General features: G+C 74.1%; 21 protein-coding genes. 8 read left to right on the forward strand and 13 right to left on the reverse strand.

The window, feature by feature from the left end; translation table 11 throughout:
• Positions 1-32: 32 nt before the first annotated feature.
• Positions 33-533, reverse strand: coding sequence for a hypothetical protein (locus tag MFF13_RS22690; RefSeq protein WP_147815566.1), 501 nt, complete (start codon positions 531-533; stop codon positions 33-35).
• Positions 534-789: 256 nt separating this feature from the next.
• Here MFF13_RS22690 and MFF13_RS22695 point away from each other — a divergent pair, with 256 nt between their 5' ends.
• From MFF13_RS22695 to MFF13_RS22705, 3 genes are read left to right on the forward strand one after another with little or no spacing between them, the layout of a single operon-like run.
• Positions 790-1,089, forward strand: coding sequence for a hypothetical protein (locus MFF13_RS22695; protein ID WP_147829093.1), 300 nt, complete (start codon positions 790-792; stop codon positions 1,087-1,089).
• Complete coding sequence (locus MFF13_RS22700; protein WP_147829091.1) at positions 1,076-1,579, forward strand: hypothetical protein; 504 nt, start codon at positions 1,076-1,078, stop codon at positions 1,577-1,579. The genes MFF13_RS22695 and MFF13_RS22700 overlap by 14 nt, the downstream gene beginning before the upstream one ends.
• Positions 1,580-1,637: 58 nt before the next feature.
• Positions 1,638-2,048, forward strand: coding sequence for an SH3 domain-containing protein (locus MFF13_RS22705; RefSeq protein WP_147829089.1), 411 nt, complete (start codon positions 1,638-1,640; stop codon positions 2,046-2,048).
• A gap of 63 nt (positions 2,049-2,111) precedes the next feature.
• Here the strand turns inward: MFF13_RS22705 and MFF13_RS22710 are convergent, their stop codons facing one another.
• Both MFF13_RS22710 and MFF13_RS22715 read right to left on the reverse strand, forming a co-directional pair.
• The gene (locus MFF13_RS22710) at positions 2,112-2,291 is read right to left on the reverse strand and encodes a hypothetical protein (protein WP_147753893.1); all 180 of its coding nucleotides are present in this window, start codon (positions 2,289-2,291) and stop codon (positions 2,112-2,114) included.
• Between the two features lie 7 nt (positions 2,292-2,298).
• Positions 2,299-2,526 carry a hypothetical protein gene (locus tag MFF13_RS22715; protein WP_147753892.1) on the reverse strand — a complete coding sequence of 76 codons (228 nt, stop codon included), beginning with the start codon at positions 2,524-2,526 and terminating at the stop codon, positions 2,299-2,301.
• 215 nt (positions 2,527-2,741) lie between these two features.
• Between MFF13_RS22715 and MFF13_RS22720 the strand changes: the two genes are divergently transcribed.
• A complete protein-coding gene (locus MFF13_RS22720; RefSeq protein WP_147753891.1) occupies positions 2,742-3,440 on the forward strand; it encodes an SDR family NAD(P)-dependent oxidoreductase in 699 nt (232 codons plus the stop codon).
• A gap of 66 nt (positions 3,441-3,506) precedes the next feature.
• On the opposite strand, the gene MFF13_RS22725 is transcribed toward MFF13_RS22720, so the two are convergent.
• From MFF13_RS22725 to MFF13_RS22750, 6 genes are all read right to left on the reverse strand, one after another.
• On the reverse strand, positions 3,507-3,692 hold the full coding sequence (locus MFF13_RS22725; RefSeq protein ID WP_147753890.1) for a ribosome modulation factor: 186 nt from the start codon (positions 3,690-3,692) through the stop codon (positions 3,507-3,509).
• A gap of 40 nt (positions 3,693-3,732) precedes the next feature.
• A complete protein-coding gene (locus MFF13_RS22730; RefSeq protein WP_147753889.1) occupies positions 3,733-4,617 on the reverse strand; it encodes an NAD(P)H-hydrate dehydratase in 885 nt (294 codons plus the stop codon).
• Between the two features lie 40 nt (positions 4,618-4,657).
• A complete protein-coding gene (locus tag MFF13_RS22735; protein WP_147753888.1) occupies positions 4,658-5,428 on the reverse strand; it encodes a histidine phosphatase family protein in 771 nt (256 codons plus the stop codon).
• 223 nt (positions 5,429-5,651) lie between these two features.
• Positions 5,652-6,041 (reverse strand): hypothetical protein, encoded by a 390-nt coding sequence (locus MFF13_RS22740; protein WP_147829087.1) that lies wholly within the window; start codon positions 6,039-6,041, stop codon positions 5,652-5,654.
• 157 nt (positions 6,042-6,198) lie between these two features.
• A complete protein-coding gene (locus tag MFF13_RS22745; RefSeq protein ID WP_238272989.1) occupies positions 6,199-6,825 on the reverse strand; it encodes an alpha/beta hydrolase in 627 nt (208 codons plus the stop codon).
• A 62-nt stretch (positions 6,826-6,887) separates the two neighbouring features.
• The gene (locus MFF13_RS22750) at positions 6,888-7,847 is read right to left on the reverse strand and encodes a VOC family protein (RefSeq protein WP_147829083.1); all 960 of its coding nucleotides are present in this window, start codon (positions 7,845-7,847) and stop codon (positions 6,888-6,890) included.
• 168 nt (positions 7,848-8,015) lie between these two features.
• Here MFF13_RS22750 and MFF13_RS22755 point away from each other — a divergent pair, with 168 nt between their 5' ends.
• Together MFF13_RS22755 and chrA are read left to right on the forward strand one after the other, a co-directional pair.
• Positions 8,016-9,362 (forward strand): hemolysin family protein, encoded by a 1,347-nt coding sequence (locus MFF13_RS22755; RefSeq protein ID WP_147829082.1) that lies wholly within the window; start codon positions 8,016-8,018, stop codon positions 9,360-9,362.
• A 49-nt stretch (positions 9,363-9,411) separates the two neighbouring features.
• Positions 9,412-10,815, forward strand: coding sequence for a chromate efflux transporter (chrA, locus tag MFF13_RS22760; RefSeq protein WP_147829080.1), 1,404 nt, complete (start codon positions 9,412-9,414; stop codon positions 10,813-10,815).
• Positions 10,816-10,878: 63 nt separating this feature from the next.
• Here the strand turns inward: chrA and MFF13_RS22765 are convergent, their stop codons facing one another.
• The 3 genes from MFF13_RS22765 to MFF13_RS22775 form a co-directional block, all read right to left on the reverse strand.
• A complete protein-coding gene (locus tag MFF13_RS22765; protein ID WP_147753882.1) occupies positions 10,879-11,151 on the reverse strand; it encodes a GCG_CRPN prefix-to-repeats domain-containing protein in 273 nt (90 codons plus the stop codon).
• A 94-nt stretch (positions 11,152-11,245) separates the two neighbouring features.
• Positions 11,246-12,442: a DUF1501 domain-containing protein gene (locus MFF13_RS22770; protein WP_147829076.1), complete on the reverse strand. Its 1,197-nt coding sequence runs from the start codon at positions 12,440-12,442 to the stop codon at positions 11,246-11,248.
• Positions 12,443-12,446: 4 nt separating this feature from the next.
• On the reverse strand, positions 12,447-13,835 hold the full coding sequence (locus MFF13_RS22775) for a DUF1800 domain-containing protein (protein ID WP_147829074.1): 1,389 nt from the start codon (positions 13,833-13,835) through the stop codon (positions 12,447-12,449).
• Positions 13,836-14,079: 244 nt separating this feature from the next.
• On the opposite strand from MFF13_RS22775, the gene MFF13_RS22780 reads away from it, so the two are divergent.
• The gene (locus tag MFF13_RS22780; RefSeq protein WP_147829072.1) at positions 14,080-14,799 is read left to right on the forward strand and encodes a response regulator; all 720 of its coding nucleotides are present in this window, start codon (positions 14,080-14,082) and stop codon (positions 14,797-14,799) included.
• Positions 14,796-16,208 carry an ATP-binding protein gene (locus MFF13_RS22785; protein ID WP_238272990.1) on the forward strand — a complete coding sequence of 471 codons (1,413 nt, stop codon included), beginning with the start codon at positions 14,796-14,798 and terminating at the stop codon, positions 16,206-16,208. Before MFF13_RS22780 ends, MFF13_RS22785 begins: the two co-directional genes overlap by 4 nt.
• Before the next feature lie 12 nt (positions 16,209-16,220).
• Here MFF13_RS22785 and MFF13_RS22790 read toward each other — a convergent pair whose 3' ends face one another.
• The gene (locus MFF13_RS22790) at positions 16,221-17,930 is read right to left on the reverse strand and encodes an IlvD/Edd family dehydratase (RefSeq protein ID WP_147829068.1); all 1,710 of its coding nucleotides are present in this window, start codon (positions 17,928-17,930) and stop codon (positions 16,221-16,223) included.
• Positions 17,931-18,193 lie beyond the last annotated feature (263 nt).

Below are 18,193 nucleotides of genomic sequence, written 5' to 3' on the forward strand. Positions count from 1 at the left end.
GGACACGGCCCGGCGCGGCCGGGCCGCCCGGATCACAATCCCTGCTCCAGCACCTTCACCACGGCCTCCACCCGGTCCTTGTAGTCGGCCACGTTGGCGAAGGGCCGCCAGTTGACGTCGAGCACCCCGGCATCGAACCTCAGGCCGTTCGGGTAGTTCGAGGCCGGTGCGGTCTTCTCGTCGTAGCGGACCCGGATGCCCTTGAGCTTCGCCTTGAGAGCGTCGCGGCCCATCGGATCGCGGCCGACCTGCTTCAGCCCCGCCGCCAGCGGCTCGAAGATCGTCGTCTCGAAGTAGGCCGGGTCGGAATAGTACTTGTCGTCGCCGGGGATGGTGAGCTGGTCCCACGCCACCTCGACCGGCACCGGAAAGCCGGCCGCGTCCTGGATCGCCTTCTGCTGCGCCGGATAGCGGCCCTCGCGATAGGCGGCGATCGCCCGGCGCTCGGCCAGCCCGACCGTCGGCTCGGCCCGGACGGCGGATGCGCAGAGCAGCAGCGCGGCGGTGGCGAGCGCGTTTCGGCGTGAGAGCATGCGTGGCGTCTCCATCGGAATGCGCCGACCGTTCGTCGGCGCGGGCGGGTGAAGCGGCGAGCGAATGCTCGTCCAGGTTGCGGCGTCGAGGCCGCGGCGTCGGGCGGCGTCCGGCGCCGCTTTCGCCTGCCTAGCAGCTTCCGCACGGCGAATGGGAGAGGCGACGGGGCTCGGGCCGGCGGGGGCGGCTGCGCCCGACGCCAAACCTCTGGTATGGCGACGGGGCGGGGGCGGGGGTGAGGGCGGAGGTGACGGAATGACCGGACGGACGATGCGGCTCGCGCTGTTGGCCGCGCTGCTTCCGGTGTCGCCGCTGGCGGCGGAGCCCGGCCGACGCCCCGCCGACGTGGAGCGCTACCTGACGCGCCTGACCGGCTGCCGGCACTGGACCGGCGAAGACGCCTACGACGCGGCCCGGGGGCGGGAGATCGCCGCCGCGGTCAAGGACCTGGGCTGCGACGCCCTCGACGCGGACGAGGCGCGCCTGCGCCGTCGCCATGGCCGGAGCCCTGCGATCCTGAAGATCCTCGACGCGGCGCGCGATGCGGGCGGCTGAGAACGGCGCCGACGCCGACGAATCGGTTCGCCGTCGCGTCGCCCGGTTGCTGCACGTGCCGCCCCTCGCGCTGCTGTTCGCGCTCGGCCTGGCGCCGCTGTTCCTCCTGTTTCCGCTCCTGCCCGGCGGGGCCGAGGCCGATGCGGCCCGGCGGCCTGTGGCGCTCTGGCTCGGCGCGGCGTTGCTCGCGGGGCTCGCGGGAACCGTCGCGGGCGCGGCCCGGCCGCTCTACCGGGCGGCGGCGCACATACTCGTCACCTCCCTGCTGTCGATCCCGGCGATGCGCCTCGCGCTCGGGTCCGGCGTTCCGGTCCCGCACGGCCTGGCCGCCTGGCTCGGCCTCGACGGAGAATCCGCGATGGACGCCGACCTGTACGAAATCTGGCTCCTCGCCTGGCTCACCGCGTTCGGCTTGGTGGCGGCCGTCCGGCACGGCCTCGCCCGGTTTCGGCGCACGCGCTCTGCCGCGCCGCCGGTGCTTGACCGGTGATCCGCCGCCGACATAGCTCGCCCGGCGCGGCGTCGCCCCGTCCGCAACGGAGTGGTTCATGACCTGGCGCAAGCCGCTCGTCCTCGCCGCGGCGCTCGGCCTGTCGATCGCGGCCGCCCACGCGCAAACCGCTTCCCTCGACGTGCCGGTCCAGGCTGGCGCGGACGGGCCTGAGCTCGACGCCTGCCCGCGGTTGGCCGCCGTCACCGGCCTCGACCCGAAGGGCGACGACTTCCTCTCGGTGCGCAGCGGCCCCGGCGGCCGCCCCTACCGCGAGGTCGATCGCATCCATACGGGCCAGCGCCTGTCGGTCTGCGAGACCCGTGGGCCGTGGCTCGGCGTCGTGTACGCGGCCCCGGAGGGGCAGGATTGCGGCGTCGCGACGCCCTGGCCACGCCGGACCGCCTACGCGGGACCGTGCCGGTCCGGCTGGGTCCACCGGCGCTACCTCACCGACCTGGCCGGCTGAGCAATTCGCAGGCGGCCGGAGGGGCAGGCGTCGATCCAGAGCCGACCCCGCGCGTGCCTTCGCCTACCCGCCCTTCGCCAGCAGGAAGAACGCGGTTCCGATGGCCAGGAGGCTTCGCGAGACCCAGCCGCAGGTGGTTGCGCCGACGCCGTCGTCGAGCGTCCGCAGGTGGGCGACCTGCGCGAACATCGCCGCCCAGTAGGCGGACCACAGGCCGAGGATGGAGGCCGTCGCGGTCGACACGGTCGGGCTACCGGACCGCGTGCGCCGACCGCCGCTCGTGGCGCCAGGAGGCGACCGCGTCGCGACGGGCCTCGTAGGCGCGCCGGACGGACGAGCCGTCCACGCCGCGCCCCTCCGGCCCGTAGCCGAACCGGAGGACGCCCTCCGGGCCGTAGAGCCGGCTCACCTCCGCCCGCCAGAGGCGGTCGGTGCGGGCGAGTGCCGCCTCGGTCTCCGCCAGTCGCTTCGCATGCATCGAGGGGGTCCTGTCCGGCGGTGTCACAGGGTCAACGCGGCTCGGCCCCATCCGCTCCGGGCGTTGCCACGCGACAAACCGTTTCCTCGACAGGCCGGCTCCGGGACCTATCCTGAAGCGATGCCTCCCCTCATCGATGCCGTCACGAGAGCCGTCGCAGGCGGCGCTTCATCGGCCTTGCCGCGCAGGCCGGTCGTCGTAATGCCCAGCCGGGGATGTGCGCCTTGACCGCCCGCAGGGCGCTGGTCGTCGGCGCCTCCCGCGGCCTCGGGCTCGGCCTCGTCGCCCGGTTCCTCGATCGCGGATGGGACGTGACGGCCACCGTGCGCCGCCCTTCCGCCGCCCTGTCCGGCCTCGCGACCGACGGCCGGCTGCGGATCGAGGCGGGCGTCGACATCGACGACGACGCGGCGGTGACCGCCCTGCGCAGGACGCTCGCGGACGCGCCGGCCTTCGACCTCGTCTTCGTGGTCGCGGGCGTCGCCACCCAGGCCGGCACGCCGGCCGCCGCGATGCCGCGCGCGGTGGCGACGGCGGTTTTCCAGACGAACGCCCTCAGCCCGATCCGCTTCGCCGAGGCGTTCCACGCGCGCGTGGCCCCCGACGGGCTCGTCGTCCTGATGACTTCGAAGCTCGGCTCGGTCTCGCTGAACCGCGGCGGCGGCTGGAGCAGCTACCGCGCGAGCAAGGCGGCGCTCAACACCCTGGCCCGCTCCTTCGCCGGGCAGCACGCCAAGGCGGCCTGGGGCGTCGTGCTGATGCATCCGGGCTGGGTGCGCACGGATCTCGGCGGCCGGCGCGCGACCCTCGACGTCGAGACCAGCGCGCGCGGCATCGTCACGGTGCTCGAACGGCACCTCGGGCAGCGCGGCTGCGTCTTCCTCGACCACGCCGGGCAGACCGTGCCCTGGTAGTCCATGCGCCGCGGGGTAGTCCATGCGCCGCGGGCGGTTCCGACGGCCAAACGCCGTCGCCCGGGCTCAGGCCTGCGGCGCGGGACGATCCTCGAGCGTATCGCCGCGCAGGGCCGCGTCGTAGCCCGCGAGCCAGAGGTCGTGCGCCTCCATGCCTTCGGCATAGGGGCAGTCCTCGCGGCGCAGGGTCTTGCCCGGCGCGTAGAAGCCGAGCGCGTAGTGGTCCAGGTTGTCGTCCGGCGGCTGCGCCATGGGGTCCTCGCTTCGCAAACGTTGGAGACCGGACTCGGCCTCAGGTCATCACCTCGGCGAGGATGCAGGGCACCTCCGCCGGGATCTCGCGCGCCAGGAAGCCGATCCCGCCGTAGCGGCGGGCGAGCCGGCGACCGGCTTCGCCGTGGGCGTAGACGCTCCACAGAGCCGCCGCCTCGGGCTCGGCCCCGCGGGCGAGCAGCCCGACGATCAGGCCCGCGAGCGTGTCGCCCGAGCCCGAGATCGCCAGGCCGACATGCCCCATCTCGTAGCACCAGGCGCGGCCGTCGGGGGAGACGACCTGCGTCCGGCCGCCCTTCATCACCGTCACCGTGCCGAAGCGCTCGGTGGCGCGGCGCGCCGCCGCCAGCGGGTCGGCCTCGACGGCCTCGCGATCCAGGTCGAGGAGCTTGGCCATCTCGCCCGCATGCGGGGTGATGATCGCCGGCCTGGACAGGCTTCGGGTCAGGTCCGGGTCGGCGCGGAGCGCAACGAGCGCCCCGGCGTCGAGGACGAACGCCGCCTCCTTGCCCCCGCGCACGAGGGCGGACACCACGGCTTCGGTGTCCGCGTCCTCGCTCATGCCCGGACCGGTGAGGATCGCGTCGACGGCGCCGGCCCGCTCGACGAGGTCGTCGGCGCAGTCGCGGCCGATGCCGCCGCCCTCGGTCTGCGCCAAGCCGACCACCAGGGCTTCCGGCACGGCGATGCCGATCGGGATCGCGAGGTCGCGGCACACGCCGATCTGGAGCTTGCCCGCGCCGACGCGCATCGCCGCGTCGGCGCTCAGCAGCACGGCACCGGGCAGGCCCGTGCAGCCTGCCACGATGAGGACGCAGCCGCGGCCGTCCTTGCTGTCGCCCTCCGGCTTAGGGGGGGCCATGCCGCGGAGCACGTGCTCGGTCAGCGGTGTCACGGCGCCCATGGCTGTCCTCCGGTCGGTTTCCGACGATGGTGCAACGCTGTCAGCTCTTGGCCTGTGCTTCGTTGGCGTCGGGTTCGGAAGTAACGGGAGCACCCTGTGCCTCAAGGGGTGCGACGAAGTTGTAGCGGATCAGGTCGAGGGCGGGGCCGGGCGCGGCGACCGCCGCGGGGGCGTATTCGGTGACGCCGCAATTGGCGACGTCGCCCTGCGCGTCGATGGCCAGGATCTCAGCCTCGGTCCTATTCTCCAGCAGGTAGCGCAGGCACAGGACCACCACCTGGTGGGCGACCAGGAGGATGCGCTGGCCCTCGTAATGCAGCGCCATCGTGTCGAGCGCGCTGCGCAGGCGCAGGATGACGTCGCACCAGCTCTCGCCGCCCGGGGGCCGGTGGTAGAACTTGCCGAGGTCGGTGCGGAGTTCCGCCTGCTCGGGGTGCAACTGCTCGATGCCGGCGCGGGTGAGGCGATCGAGGATGCCGAACTCCTTCTCGCGCAGGCGCTCGTCGACCAGCAGCGGCGGCGCGCCGGCGGCGAGCGCCCCCGATGCGCGGATCGCCTCGGCCGTCTGGACCGCGCGGCGGTAGGGCGAGGCCAGGACGAGGTTCGGCCGCGCGTCGGCGGGCATCGCGGCGAACCAGCGCCCGAGGGCTTCGGCCTGCCGGTGGCCGCGTTCGCTCAACGGCACGTCGACGTCGCGCTCGGCGATGTCGATCCGCGTCGCGCCGGCGGCCTGGGCCGCATCGCGGGCGACGTTGCCGGCGCTCTCGCCATGGCGGACGATCCAGAGGCGAAGCGGCTGTCTGTGCGGCACGGAAGTCTCCAGCCGCCACCGGTCGGCCGGCGCGGCATCGGTTGTCGAGATGGACGACGGTTGCGCAGGCGCAAACCGTCGCGGCGGCCGGAACGATCCTTACGAAGGGCACGAGGAAGCCCGCCAACGTCAACCGGGCGGGCTCGCAGTCGTCGCACGCGGCGACGGCGATTTCGCCAGGACCACGGCTCGAACGCAGGCGACGCATCCGGCCGTGGGGTGCTCAGCTCCGCGCGACGATCGGACGGCCGGCGGGGCCGAAGCCGTGCTTCGCCCCGGCCCGGCTGACGACGCCGAACCGCAGCACCGCCTGTTCCAGGTAGTCGATCGCCGCGATCAGGTGCGCGCGCGCCGTCTCGATCGCCTCCGTCCCGTCCTCCGGCCTGCCGTCGGCGAGCTTCACCGCGGCGATCAGCACGCGGTCGCGCTCGTCCTCGATCCGCCGGTCGCGCTCGACCGAGCCGCGGATCTCGGCGTCGAAGGCGGCGACCACCGACCAGGGGAGGGCGTCGGCGCCGACCTGGTCGACGAAAGTCTGGACGACGAAGGTCTGGGCGTGCCGACGCCCGGCGGCGGCGGCCCGGCGCAGGGTTTCGGCGAGGTCGGCATCCATGGAAAGCTCCCGCGTCCGTGCGCGTCCTGCCGGGCGTCGGCAGGGCGCGGCGTGCCTTCCTATACGCTTGCACGCCGCGAGGGAGCGCCTGCGGGGGATGGCCGCGGATCGGGGGCGGCCCTCAAGCCGGCGGCAGCCCTCAAGCCGGCGGCGGCTCTCAAGCCGGCGGCGCTTCGCGCGCCATCCAGGCTTCGACGCCGGCGAGGTCGGCCTGCGACAGGCCGTGCCCGGCCGGAAGCGTGGCGTGCTCGACGCGGGCTCCGGCCGCCGTGAGGAGGGCGGCGAGCCGCGCCGCGTTCTCGGCCGGCACGATCGGATCGGCCGCGCCCGACAGCATCAGCACGGGCCGGCCGGCGAGGTCCGCCGGCGCGGCGTCCGACAGCGGCACCATCGGCCGCAGCAGCACGGCGCCCGCCAGCGTTTCGGGGTGCAGCAGCAGCATCGCGGCGGCGATGTTGGCGCCGTTCGAGAAGCCGAGCGCCAGCGGCGCCGGAAGGCCGTAACGCGCCCGCGCCGCCGCCACGAACCCGGCGAGGTCGGCCGCGCGGCGGCGCACGTCGTCGGCGTCGAACACGCCCTCGGACAGGCGGCGGAAGAAGCGCGGCATGCCGTTCTCCAGGACCGGACCGCGCGGCGACAACAGGGCGGCGCCCGGCGACACCCGCCGGCCGAGCGGCAGCAGGTCGGCTTCGTCGCCGCCGGTGCCGTGCAGGAGGAGCAGGGGGCGAACGGACGCGTCGCCCGGCTCGAAACGGTGGACGAAGCCGAGATCGGTGGTGGTCATGACGGACTTCCAGGAAGCGGGCAGGGCGATCCCGCCCCGTAGGCGCGGGGCGGGAAGACGGGTCAGGCGAGGTCGGGCAAGGCGAGGTCGGGCAAGGCGAGGTCGGGCAAGGCGGCCGCGATCCGCGCCCGGTGCGGTTCGAGGCCGGCCGGCAGCTTCAAGGCGCCGCCGAGGGTGGCGAGCGGCTCGTCGACGGCAAAGCCCGGCGCATCGGTCGCGATCTCGAACAGCACGCCGCCGGGCTCGCGGAAGTAGACCGAGCGGAAGTACTGGCGGTCGCGCTGCTCGGTGACCGCGAGGCCGTGGTCGGCGGAGAGCCGCGCCACCATCGCCGCCTGGGCCGCGTCGTCGGCGGCCCGGAAGGCGATGTGGTGCACCGACCCGGCGCCCTGCCGCCCCCGGGCGACCGCGCCGGCCGCCTCGAGGGTCACGAAGCCGCCGGCCGCCGCGTCCCCGGCGAAGCGGATCGACGCGCCCTCGCGCGCGGTCTCGCGGAAGCCGAGGCCGTCGGCGAGGATCGCCGCGGTCGGGCCGGTCTCGGCGAGGCGCAGCGTGACCCCGTGCAGGCCGCGCACCGCGTGCTCGGCCGGCACCGCGCCGCCGCCCCAGGCCGGCTCCGACTCCGCCCCGTCGACGCCGACCAGGGCCAGCCGCATCCCGTCGGGATCGCGGAAGCGCAGGGTCGGCTCGCCGAAGACGCTCGCCGGCGCGTCGTGATCGACGGACGTCGCGACGAAGCGGTGGATCCACCAGCCGATCGCGGCCCGCGGCACCCGCAGCGCGATCTCCTGCGTCTCGCCGACGCCGAGCCGGCCCGGCGTCGCATGCGCGATCGGGAAGAAGGTCAGCAGCGTGCCGGGGCGACCGGTCTCGTCGCCGTAATAGAGGTGGTAGGTGCCCGGGTCGTCGAAGTTGACGGTGGTCTTGACGAGCCGCAGCCCGAGCACCCGGGTGTAGAAATCGCGGTTGCGCGCTGCCGGGCCGGAAAAGGCGGTGACGTGGTGGAGGCCGATCTCGGACATGACGTGTCTCCTTTGAGAGCGCCGCCCGGCGCTCGCGATCGGCCTGATTTGAGGATCATCCCGGCGATTTGAAACGGAAACGATGGAAACCCATCGTTTCTGATTTTGCGTTCGACGATGCGCCGCCGTCCGAGACCTTCGGCGTGGCCCGGCGCGCCGCCGGCTGCTATGGCGGGGCGTTCGACACGACGGGAGACGGCGATTTCCGACGATGCATGGGCGACCGCGCTGGGGCTGCTCGCGGTCCTCGTCCTGGTGCTGGCCAACGGCTTCTTCGTGGCGGCCGAATTCGCCCTGGTCTCGGTGCGCCGGAGCCGCGTCGCCGAACTCGTCGCCGAACGGCGCGCGAACGCGACGGCGCTGCAGCGGGCGACCGACCGCCTCGACGCGCATCTGGCCGCGACGCAGCTCGGCATCACCCTGTCGTCGCTGGCGCTGGGCTGGGTCGGCGAGCCGGCGCTCGCCCACCTGATCGCGCCGGCGGTGGACGGGCTGCCGCTGTCGCTCGGGCCGGTCGCCGCCCATTCCATCGCGGTGGCGATCGCCTTCGCCCTGATCACGTCGCTGCACATCGTGCTCGGCGAGCTGGCGCCCAAGAGCCTCGCGCTCCAGCGCAGCGAGCGCACCGCGCTCGCGGTAGTCCGCCCCCTCGGCATCTTCCTGTTCGTGTTCCGGCCGGCGATCCTGTTCCTCAACGGGCTCGGCAACGGCGTGCTGCGCCTGTTCGGCCTCCAGCCGGGCCATGGCGAGGGCTCGCTGCACTCGACCGCCGAACTCAACCTGCTGATCCAGGCGAGCCAGGAGGCCGGCCTGATCCGCGAGGTCCAGCAGGAGGCGGTCGAGCGGATCTTCGCCATCGGCGAGCGCAGGGTCAGCGACATCATGACCCCGCGCCACGAGGTCGAGTGGGTCGACGCCGACGCCGACCACGCGGCGATCCTCAAGGCCGTGCGCGCCTGCGGCCACGCCCAGGTCGTGGTCAGCCGGGGCCAGGTCGACGAACTCGTCGGCGTGGTGCGCAAGCAGGACCTGCTCGACCAAGTCCTCGACGGCGACGCGATCGACCTGACGGCCGCGACGCAGGCGCCGATCGTCGTGCACGAGAGCATGACGATCCTGGCGGTGCTCGAAACCTTCCAGAGCCAGCCGATGCGGATGGCGGTGGTCGTCGACGAGTACGGCACCCTGGAGGGCATCGTCACCCAGACCGACCTGCTGGAGGCGATCGCCGGCGACATCCCGGAACCCGGCGAGGAGCCCGACGTGGTCGAGCGCGCCGACGGCTCGCTGCTGATCGACGGGATGATCCCGGCCCGCCAGGCGTTCGAGCGGCTGGAACTGGCCGAGACGCCGGATTCCGACGACTTCACGACGCTGGCCGGCTACGTGATCTACGAGCTCGGTCGCATCCCCGCGGCGGGCGACGCGTTCGAGGCCGGCGGCTGGCGCTTCGAGGTGGTCGACATGGACGGGCGCCGCATCGACAAGGTGCTGGCCTCCCGCGTGGCCGCCTAAAACCTCGGACAGCCCGGCCGCGGCGGGCGCACGGAAGGCGAAACCCGACATGGGGGACGGCGCCGACATCCCGATGCCAGACACCGCGACGCCCGGGTTGCGGATGCCGAGCCTGGCCGAGGCGGTCCCCGTCTGGGGCCGCATCGCCGCCCTGTCCTTCGGCGGGCCGGCCGGGCAGATCGCGGTGATGCACCGCATCCTCGTCGAGGAGCGGCGCTGGATCTCCGAAGGTCGCTTCCTGCACGCGCTGAACTTCTGCACGCTGCTGCCGGGGCCGGAGGCGCAGCAGCTCGCGACCTATGTCGGCTGGCTGATGCACGGCACCCGCGGCGGGCTCGTCGCGGGGGGCCTGTTCGTGCTGCCGGGCCTCGTCGCGATCATGGCGCTGAGCTGGATCTACGCGCTGTCGGGCAACGTCGGCGTGGTCGCCGGCCTGTTCTTCGGGCTCAAGGCGGCGGTGCTGGCCGTCGTCGCCGAGGCGGTGCTGCGCATCGGCCGGCGCGCCCTAAAGAGCGCGCCGATGGTGGCGCTGGCGGCGGCTTCGTTCGTCGCGCTGTTCCTGTTCGACCTGCCGTTCCCGGCGGTCGTGCTGGCGGCGGGCTTTTTCGGCTATCTCGGCGGCCGCGCCGGCCTGCCGCAGTTCCGGGTCGGCGGCGGCCACGGCGCGACAGGCACCGCGAAGGCCGGGCCGTATCTCCTCGGCGACGCGGCGTTGCCGCAGGAGCGCGAGGCCCCCGCGCGCACGCTCCTGACGGCGGCGATCTGGGGCGCGCTCTGGCTGCTGCCGGTCGCCGCGATCGTCGGCCTGGTCGGTTCCGGCGAGGTGTTCGGGCAGATCGCGCTATTCTTCTCGAAGATGGCGATGGTGACATTCGGCGGCGCCTACGCGGTGCTCGCCTACGTCGCCCAGCAGGCGGTCGGGCATTTCGGCTGGCTGCGGCCCGGCGAGATGCTCGACGGGCTCGGCATGGCCGAGACCACGCCGGGGCCGCTGATCATGGTGACGCAGTTCGTCGGCTTCCTCGCCGCGTTCCGCAATCCGGGCGGCCTGCCGCCGCTGCTCGCCGGGACGCTGGGGGGCCTGCTCACCACCTGGGTGACCTTCGCGCCGTGCTTCCTCTGGATCTTCGTCGGCGCGCCCTACGTCGAGCGCCTGCGCGGCGACCGGGCGCTGGCCGGCGCGCTCTCGGCGATCACGGCGGCGGTGGTCGGGGTGATCCTGAACCTCGCGGTCTGGTTCGCCCTGCACACGCTGTTCGCCCGCCTCGAACCGGTCGCCTTCGGGCCGATCCGCCTCGACCTGCCGGTGCTCGCCAGCCTGGACCCGTGGGCGCTGCTCCTCGCGCTGGGGGCGCTCGTGGCGGTGTTCCGGTTCAAGGCCGGCGTGATCCCGACGCTGGCGGCCTGCTCCGCGGCCGGCATCCTCCTGCATTTGGCAGGCCTCGCCGGGTAAGCTTGCTGCTCCGTGGGCTCGGGGACCACGCCGCCCGGCGAGGGGCGGCGCGGGATCGATCGCTCAGAAGCGGTTCGGCCGGCAGCGGCGGCCGGCGGGGCCGATGTGGAAGCCCCGCGGGCAGGAGCGCCCGCGGACGTAGCCGCCCGCCTGCCCGCCGGTGCGGCAGCCGCCGTAGGGGCCGCGATGGCCGAACGGGCCGCAGCCACCGTAGACCTGGACGATGTTCGCCTCCGGCGCATCGAGGCCGACGAGGGGAAGCGCCGAGGCCGGCCCCGACAGGGTCGCGGCGAAGGCGCTGGCGAGGATGGCGGCGCCCAGGGATCTGCTCAACATCGATCGTCTCAACATCGGATCGTCCTTTCGGGTGAGGGGAGGCGCGCTGGGAGGCCGCACCGGGATTCCGGACTGGCAGGCCCGGAAACGATGGTCAGGCGAGGAGGTCGCGCGTCGGCCCGACGCCTCCGCTGCCCGGGAAGACGGTGTCGGAAAGCGCCCGGTCCGGCAGGCCGAGATGGTCGCGCAGGACGCCCTTCAGCACGGCGCGCAGGTCGAGGGTCGGGCGGAGGTCCCGCCCGTCGAGGAGGGAGGCGGGCGCAAGCCCCGGCCAGTCGGCGACGACCCGCCCGCCGGCCACCGCCCCGCCGGCGAGGAAGGCCGCCGCCGCCGTGCCGTGGTCGGTCCCGTCCGTGCCGTTGGGGTGGGCGGTGCGGCCGAACTCGGTGGCGACCGCGACCACGGTCTCGCCCCAGGCGGGGCCGAGCTCCGCCTTCAGCGCGGCCAGCGCGTCGTCGAGGGCCTTGAGGAGGTGGGCGAGGCGGCCGGAGGCCGGCCCCTCCGCCGCATGGGTGTCCCAGCCGTCGAGCGCCAGGGTCGCGATCCGCGGGCCCTCGGGCCGGGCGAGCACCCGGCCCGCCGCCGCCGCCAGGGTGGCGTAGGACCGGCCCGGACCGCCTTCGGCTGGTCCTTTGGGAAGCATCGCGTCGAGGCGGTTGCTCTCCGTCAGCGCCGCCAGCAGGCGCGGGTCGCGCTCGCCGTAGAGGCGCTCCAGCCGCATCACGGTGTCGTCGAGGGGCGTGCGCAGGTCTCCGGGCGACCAGCTCATCACCGGGGCGGGCCCGCGCATCACCAGGGGCACCGTCGCGCCGCAGGCGAAGAGGTCGCGTCCGCGGGCCGGTCCGGCGGCCGGGAGCAGGCCGGCCGCGCGGTTGAGCCAGCCGGTCGCGCTGCCGTTCGGGCTGGGAGTGCCGTTCTCCAAAACGTCCTGCCCGTCGAAATGCGAGCGCTCGCGATAGGGCGTCGCCACCGCATGCAGCATCAAGGCCTCGCGGGCGTCGAACAGCCCCTTCAGGAACGGCAGGTTCGGGTTGAGCCCGAACAGGCCGCCGAGCGGCAGCGCCGCGCCGTCGCCGGAAGCCGGCAGCGCGAGCGCGCCGCGCAAGCTCGCATAGGCCGGGTCGCCGAGGGCGGGCAGGAAGGCGAGCCCGTCGAGGGCGCCGCGCAGGATCACGAAGACGAAGCGCGGATCGCGGGTGGCGGCCGAAGCGATCCGCGGCATCAGGGCGGAAACCGCGAGGGTCGAGCCGGCGGCGAGCAGGCCGCGGCGGGTCGGAAGGTGGAGGCGCATCGACCTATCTCCGCTGGAATTCCGGGCTCATCAGGAGGAGGGCGAGGCCCTGCGCCCCGGTTTCGGCCCGGGCGATCTCGCGCCGGGTGGCCGCGGAGAGCAGCGGCCCGAACGCGTCCTCGGCGAGCGCGACCGGGTTGTCCGCGGGCGGCGCCCGCTCGCAGGCCTCGGCGGCCCAGTCGATCCGGGCCTTGAAGGCGTGCGGCGCGAGCCATTCGGCGGCGGCGTCCGGCCAGCCGCGCGGGCTCGGCGGCGCGAAGGTGCGCTGCCCGAAGGCGGCGAGCGCGCGCAGGGTGCGGCCGTCGCCCGCGCCGATGCCGGGCACGAGGCGGGCCGCGCTCAGCACGAACTCGTAGGGCGTCTTGAACTTGCGCGGGGCCGGGTCCCACGCCTCCGGCGTCGCGACGAGGGCGGCGGCCACCACGGCGAGGTCGCCGTCGCCCTCGCGGTAGGCGGTGGCGAGGTGCGCCACCGCGCCGTCCGGCGGGTCGTCGGCGATGAAGTGGGTCGCGAGCTTGCGGGCGAGGTGGTGGGCGGTCGCCGGGTGGCGCGCGAGCGCGTCCAGCACCGCGTCGCCCTGCTCCAGCCCGCCCGGTTCGTAGGTCCGGCCGAGGATCGTCGCCGGGCCCGGCTCGTGCCGGTTGGGACTGAACAGGAAGCGCCCGGCATCCGGCCGGTCGGCCAGCGGCGGCACCCAGCCGCGCCCGGTGAGGACCGCGGCCAGCGCCGTGACGTCGGCCTGGCCGTAGCCGCCGTCGACGCCCAGCGTGTGCAATTCCAGGGTCTCGCGGGCGAGGTTCTCGTTGAGGCCGAGGCCGCGGCGCGCGCCGGCCACCGAGCCCGGGCCGACGGAGCGCTGGTTGTCGAGGTAGACCAGCATCGCCGGGTGGCGCTGCACGGCCCCAAGCATGTCGGCGAAGCGCCCGAGCACGTGCGGGCGGATCGCCTCACGCTCGAAGGCGCCGGCGAGCACGCGGACCGGCCCCTTGTCTGCCGATACCGCGAAGTGGTTGGCGAAGAACAGCGCCAGCCGCTCGACGAAGCCGGCCTCCGTCGCCACGCCGTGCGCGAGCCGCGCCGCGACCTCGGATCGCCCGATCGTTCGCCGGACCTGCCCCGGATCGGCTGCCTTCGCCTTATCGACCGGCTGCCCGGGATCGACCGGCTGCGCCGCAGGCTCGGCCGCCGGATCGCGCTTCGCCCGGCGGGCCTGCGCGAGCTGCCTCGCCGCCGCATCGGAGGACGGGAGCGCAGGGTCGTCGATCAGGGCCGCGGCGGGCTGCGACAGCTGCGCGCGAAGCCATCCGCGGGGGTCGGCGGCGATGCGGGCGACCTCCCCCGGCCGCGCGCCGACTCCGAACCGGTTGAGCGCCAGGACGGCGTCCGTGGTCATCGCTTCGATCCTTCGATCCCCCCGCGGCGCACCGCACCGGCGGCTTGGCGAATCTGCTCGGCGAATCGGCCTGGCAAATCGGGTTGGAACGAACCTTGGCCTCGGCCTGTCGCGCAACGATCCCGGGCCGACGGACTTTCGTGTCGAGCTGTCGCAGGCCGGAGCGCCGGATACATCTTGCGACGTTGTTTCCCGCGCCCGCGCGCGGGCCGCCGCTAGGATCGGCGGCGAAAGGCTCGACGACATGGACGCTGCCCACCTGCTGGTCGTGGACGACCACCGCGACATCCGCGATCCCTTGGCCGCCTACCTGCGCCGCCACGACCTGCGGGTGAGCGTGGCGGCCGACGCCGCGGCGGCGCGCACGATCCTCAACACCAGCGCCATCGACCTCGTCGTCCTCGACGTGATGATGCCCGGCGAGGACGGGCTCTCGCTCTGCCGCCACATCCGCGAGGTGCACGACACGCCGGTGATCCTGCTGACTGCGATGGCCGAGCAGACCGACCGGATCGTCGGTCTGGAGATCGGCGCGGACGACTACGTGACGAAGCCCTTCGACCCGCGGGAGCTGCTGGCGCGGGTGAAGAACCTGCTGCGCCGCGCCGCCGCCCTGCCGCGGGAGCGCGCGGAGCCCGGCGCCCGGCGTCTCGCCTTCGACCGCTGGGTCCTCGACGGCGACCGGCGCGAACTCGTCGGCGAGGGCGGCGAGGCGGTGGTGCTCAGCACCGCCGAGTTCCGCCTGCTCGCAGCGCTGGTGCGGCGCCCGCGGGTGGTGCTGTCGCGCGACCAGCTCCTCGACCTGACGAGCGGGCGCACGGCCCAGGCCTTCGATCGCAGCATCGACAACCAGGTCAGCCGGCTGCGGCGCAAGCTCGAGCGCGACCCGGCCCATCCCGAGCTGTTGAAGACGGTGTGGGGCGGCGGCTACGTCTTCGCCGCCGACGTGCGGGAGGTCCGGTGATCCGCCTGGTGCCGCGCTCGCTGGTCTGGCGGCTGGCGCTGCTGCTCGTGCTGGCGGTGGTGGCGGCGCAGGCCGCCGCCTTCGCGATGTTCGCGAGCGAGGCGACCCGCGTCGGGCGGGCCGCGGGACGCACCCAGGTGATCGACCGCATCGCCATCCTCGTGCGACTGCTCGACACGGTGCCGGCGGACGCGGTGCCGGGCACCATCGCGGCCTTCAACTCGCCGCGCCATCACTTCTCGATCGGCCAGGCCAGCCTCGTCCCCGACGGGGCGATGGACGCCGACGAGGCGCGGCTGGCGCACGGCCTCGACCGCAGGCTCCAGGCGGATGCGAGCGAGGCGCGGCTCCTCTTGGTGAAGCGCGACTTGGTCAAACACGACTCGGTCAAACACGACGCGGTCAAACACGACTCGGTCGAGCGCGACGTCGCGGACGCTCCCGGCGCCGAGGAGCGCCGGGCCAAACCGGAGGCGCTCCAGGTCTCGGTGCACCTCGCCGACGGGCGCTGGCTCAACGGCGAGGCGCCGGTCGCGCTGCCGACGCCGCCCTGGATGCGGATCGGCCTGTTCCAGATCGTCGCCAGCGTCGTCGCCGTGCTCGTCGCCGTCGGCCTCGGGCTGCGCGGGGTGGTCGGGCCGGTGACCGCCCTGGCGCAGGCCGCCGAGGAGGCCGGGCGCGGCACCCTGGTCGCGCCCCTGCCGGAGCCGGGGCCGGCGGAGCTGAAGACGATGACGATCGCCTTCAACCGGATGCAGGCGCGGCTCCGGGCCTACGTCGACGACCGCACGCGGATGCTGGCCGCCGTGAGCCACGACCTGCGTACGCCCATCGCCTCGCTGTGGCTGCGCGCCGAGATGGTGGAGGACGAGGCGTTGCGCGCCGGCATGGTGCGCACGCTGGGCGACATGAAGCGGATGGTGGAGGCGACCCTGTCGTTTGCCCGGGACGACGCCGCCTCGCAGGCGAGCGGCCCCCTCGACCTCACTGAGCTTGCCCGCACCCTGGTCTCGGACCACGTGGCGCTCGGCCGCGACGTCACCCTGTCGGCGCCCGAAACCCTGCCCTTCGCAGGGAGGCCCGACGCCCTGCGGCGGGCGCTGGACAACCTCGTCGAGAACGCGGTTCGCTATGGGGCGCGCGCCCGCATCGCCCTCGACCGCGACGGGGCGGACGTGCGCATCCGGGTCGAGGATGACGGGCCGGGCATCCCCGCGGACCGGGTCGAGGCGATGTTCGAGCCCTTCGCCCGCCTCGACGACTCGCGCAACGACGAGACCGGCGGCACCGGGCTCGGGCTGGCCATCGCGCGCTCGGCGATCCGCGCGCATGGCGGCGAGATCCGGCTCGCGACCTTGCCGCAGGGGGGCCTGCGCGCGGAAATCGTCCTGCCGGGCGCGGAGGGCTAAGGTTGGGAGCGGTCAGCCGGCCTCGGGCGTCGCGCGCATAAAACCGAAGTCGCAGCCCTCGTCGGCCTGCTCGACCGTCTCGTAGAGCAGGCGGCTGTATCCGCGGGCGGCCCAGGCCGGGCGCTCGGCCGGCCCGGCCTCCGACCGGCGGCGCTCCAGCTCGGCCGGCTCGACCAGGAGGTCGATCCGCCGGCCCGCCGTGTCGAGGCGGATGCGGTCGCCGGTGCGCACGAGGCCGAGCGGGCCGCCGTCGGCCGATTCCGGCGTGACGTGCAGCACGATCGTGCCGAAGGCGGTGCCGCTCATCCGCGCGTCGGAGATCCGGACCATGTCCTTCACCCCGGTCGCCAGGATCTTCTTCGGGATCGGCAGGTAGCCGGCCTCCGGCATGCCGGGCGCCCCCTTGGGGCCGGCGTTCTGCAGCACGAGCACGTCGTCAGGGCCGACGTCGAGGTCGGGGTCGTCGATCCGTGCGGTCATGTCGGGGATCGAGGCGAACACCACCGCCCGGCCCTCGTGCTGGAGCAGCGCCGGGCTCGCGGCGCTGTGCTTGATCACGGCGCCCCGCGGCGCGAGGTTTCCGCGCAGCACCGCCATCGCGCCCAGCGGCTTGATCGGGTTGTCGCGCGGCCGGATCACGTCCTGGCCCGGCACGTCCTCGGCCGCCGCGACCACGTCGCGGAGCGTCCCGCCGGCCACCGTCCCGGCGTCGAGGTCGATCAGGTCGCCGAGCTGCGCCATCAGCTTCGGGACGCCGCCGGCATGGTGGAAATGCTCCATGTAGTGCTCGCCGGACGGCTTCAGGTCGACGAGCACCGGCACCGCGCGGCCGAGCCGGTCGAAGGCGTCGAGGTCGATGCGGTGCGGCGTGCGGTTGGCGATGGCGGTGAGGTGGATCAGCCCGTTGGTCGAGCCGCCGATCGCCTGGAGCACCACCTGCGCGTTGCGGAACGCGTCCGGCGTCAGCAGCGCGCTCGGGCGCGGACCGCCCGAGACCGCCATCTCGGCGGCGCGCCGGCCGCTGGCCTCGGCGAGGCGGATGCGCTCGGCATGGGGCGCGGGGATCGTCGCCGACATCGGCAGCGACAGGCCCAGGGTCTCGGTGATGCAGGCCATGGTGCTGGCCGTGCCCATCACCATGCAGGTGCCGACGGACGGCGCGAGCCGGCCCTCGACGGCAGCGATCTCGGCCGCGTCGAGCTGGCCGGCGCGGTGCGCGCTCCAGAGCCGGCGGCAATCGGTGCAGGCGCCGAGCACCTCGCCCTTGTGGTGGCCGACGACCATCGGCCCGGTGGGGATCACCACCGTCGGCAGGTCGGCGCTCGCCGCCGCCATGATCTGGGCCGGCAGGGTCTTGTCGCAGCCGCCGATCACGATCACCGCGTCCATCGGCTGGGCGCGGATCATCTCCTCGGTCTCCATCGCCATCAGGTTGCGCAGGAACATCGAGGTCGGGTGCGCGAAGCTCTCGTGAATCGAGATGGTGGGGAACACCATCGGCATCGCGCCGGCCAGCATCACCCCGCGCTTGGCCGCCTCGATCAGCGCCGGCACGTTGCCGTGGCACGGGTTGAAGTCGCTGGCCGTGTCGGTGATGCCGACGATCGGCCGGTCGAGGGCGTCGTCGGAATAGCCCGCCGCCTTGATGAAGGCCTTGCGCAGGAACAGCGAGAACCCGGCATCGCCGTAGCTGGTGAGACCCTTCCGCAGGCCCTTGCTCATCGTCTGCTCCTTCGATCCGGACAAGCGCGCGCCCTATCGCGAACGGGCCACCGTATTCGCACGTTTCGTCATGGCGTCGGACGACGCGCGGGTTCCCCTCTCCCCGCGGGCGGGGAGAGGCCCGCACGGACCTCGTCGTCCGTGCGGGAAGCGAAGGCAACGCCGAAGCGAGGGTGAGGGGGTGCGAACGGATGTGGTTCCTCCGTGGCAGCCCCCTCACCCTCGGCTGCCGCCTCGCTTCGCCGACGACGAGGTCGGCAAAG

Source organism: Methylobacterium cerastii (assembly GCF_022179125.1).
Classification (GTDB): Bacteria; Pseudomonadota; Alphaproteobacteria; order Rhizobiales; family Beijerinckiaceae; genus Methylobacterium; species Methylobacterium cerastii.

What these genes read in the sequence shown, in the direction of transcription:
- MFF13_RS22790 (WP_147829068.1), bottom strand. Translation starts at nt 17,930, where the DNA reads ATGAGCAAGGGCCTGCGGAAGGGTCTCACCAGCTACGGCGATGCCGGG.
- MFF13_RS22695 (WP_147829093.1), top strand. Translation starts at nt 790, where the DNA reads ATGACCGGACGGACGATGCGGCTCGCGCTGTTGGCCGCGCTGCTTCCG.
- MFF13_RS22765 (WP_147753882.1), bottom strand. Translation starts at nt 11,151, where the DNA reads ATGTTGAGCAGATCCCTGGGCGCCGCCATCCTCGCCAGCGCCTTCGCC.
- MFF13_RS22730 (WP_147753889.1), bottom strand. Translation starts at nt 4,617, where the DNA reads ATGGGCGCCGTGACACCGCTGACCGAGCACGTGCTCCGCGGCATGGCC.
- MFF13_RS22700 (WP_147829091.1), top strand. Translation starts at nt 1,076, where the DNA reads ATGCGGGCGGCTGAGAACGGCGCCGACGCCGACGAATCGGTTCGCCGT.
- MFF13_RS22725 (WP_147753890.1), bottom strand. Translation starts at nt 3,692, where the DNA reads ATGGCGCAGCCGCCGGACGACAACCTGGACCACTACGCGCTCGGCTTC.
- MFF13_RS22780 (WP_147829072.1), top strand. Translation starts at nt 14,080, where the DNA reads ATGGACGCTGCCCACCTGCTGGTCGTGGACGACCACCGCGACATCCGC.
- MFF13_RS22755 (WP_147829082.1), top strand. Translation starts at nt 8,016, where the DNA reads ATGGCGGGGCGTTCGACACGACGGGAGACGGCGATTTCCGACGATGCA.
- chrA (WP_147829080.1), top strand. Translation starts at nt 9,412, where the DNA reads ATGGGGGACGGCGCCGACATCCCGATGCCAGACACCGCGACGCCCGGG.
- MFF13_RS22775 (WP_147829074.1), bottom strand. Translation starts at nt 13,835, where the DNA reads ATGACCACGGACGCCGTCCTGGCGCTCAACCGGTTCGGAGTCGGCGCG.
- MFF13_RS22715 (WP_147753892.1), bottom strand. Translation starts at nt 2,526, where the DNA reads ATGCATGCGAAGCGACTGGCGGAGACCGAGGCGGCACTCGCCCGCACC.
- MFF13_RS22745 (WP_238272989.1), bottom strand. Translation starts at nt 6,825, where the DNA reads ATGACCACCACCGATCTCGGCTTCGTCCACCGTTTCGAGCCGGGCGAC.
- MFF13_RS22720 (WP_147753891.1), top strand. Translation starts at nt 2,742, where the DNA reads ATGTGCGCCTTGACCGCCCGCAGGGCGCTGGTCGTCGGCGCCTCCCGC.
- MFF13_RS22750 (WP_147829083.1), bottom strand. Translation starts at nt 7,847, where the DNA reads ATGTCCGAGATCGGCCTCCACCACGTCACCGCCTTTTCCGGCCCGGCA.
- MFF13_RS22690 (WP_147815566.1), bottom strand. Translation starts at nt 533, where the DNA reads ATGCTCTCACGCCGAAACGCGCTCGCCACCGCCGCGCTGCTGCTCTGC.
- MFF13_RS22740 (WP_147829087.1), bottom strand. Translation starts at nt 6,041, where the DNA reads ATGGATGCCGACCTCGCCGAAACCCTGCGCCGGGCCGCCGCCGCCGGG.
- MFF13_RS22770 (WP_147829076.1), bottom strand. Translation starts at nt 12,442, where the DNA reads ATGCGCCTCCACCTTCCGACCCGCCGCGGCCTGCTCGCCGCCGGCTCG.
- MFF13_RS22705 (WP_147829089.1), top strand. Translation starts at nt 1,638, where the DNA reads ATGACCTGGCGCAAGCCGCTCGTCCTCGCCGCGGCGCTCGGCCTGTCG.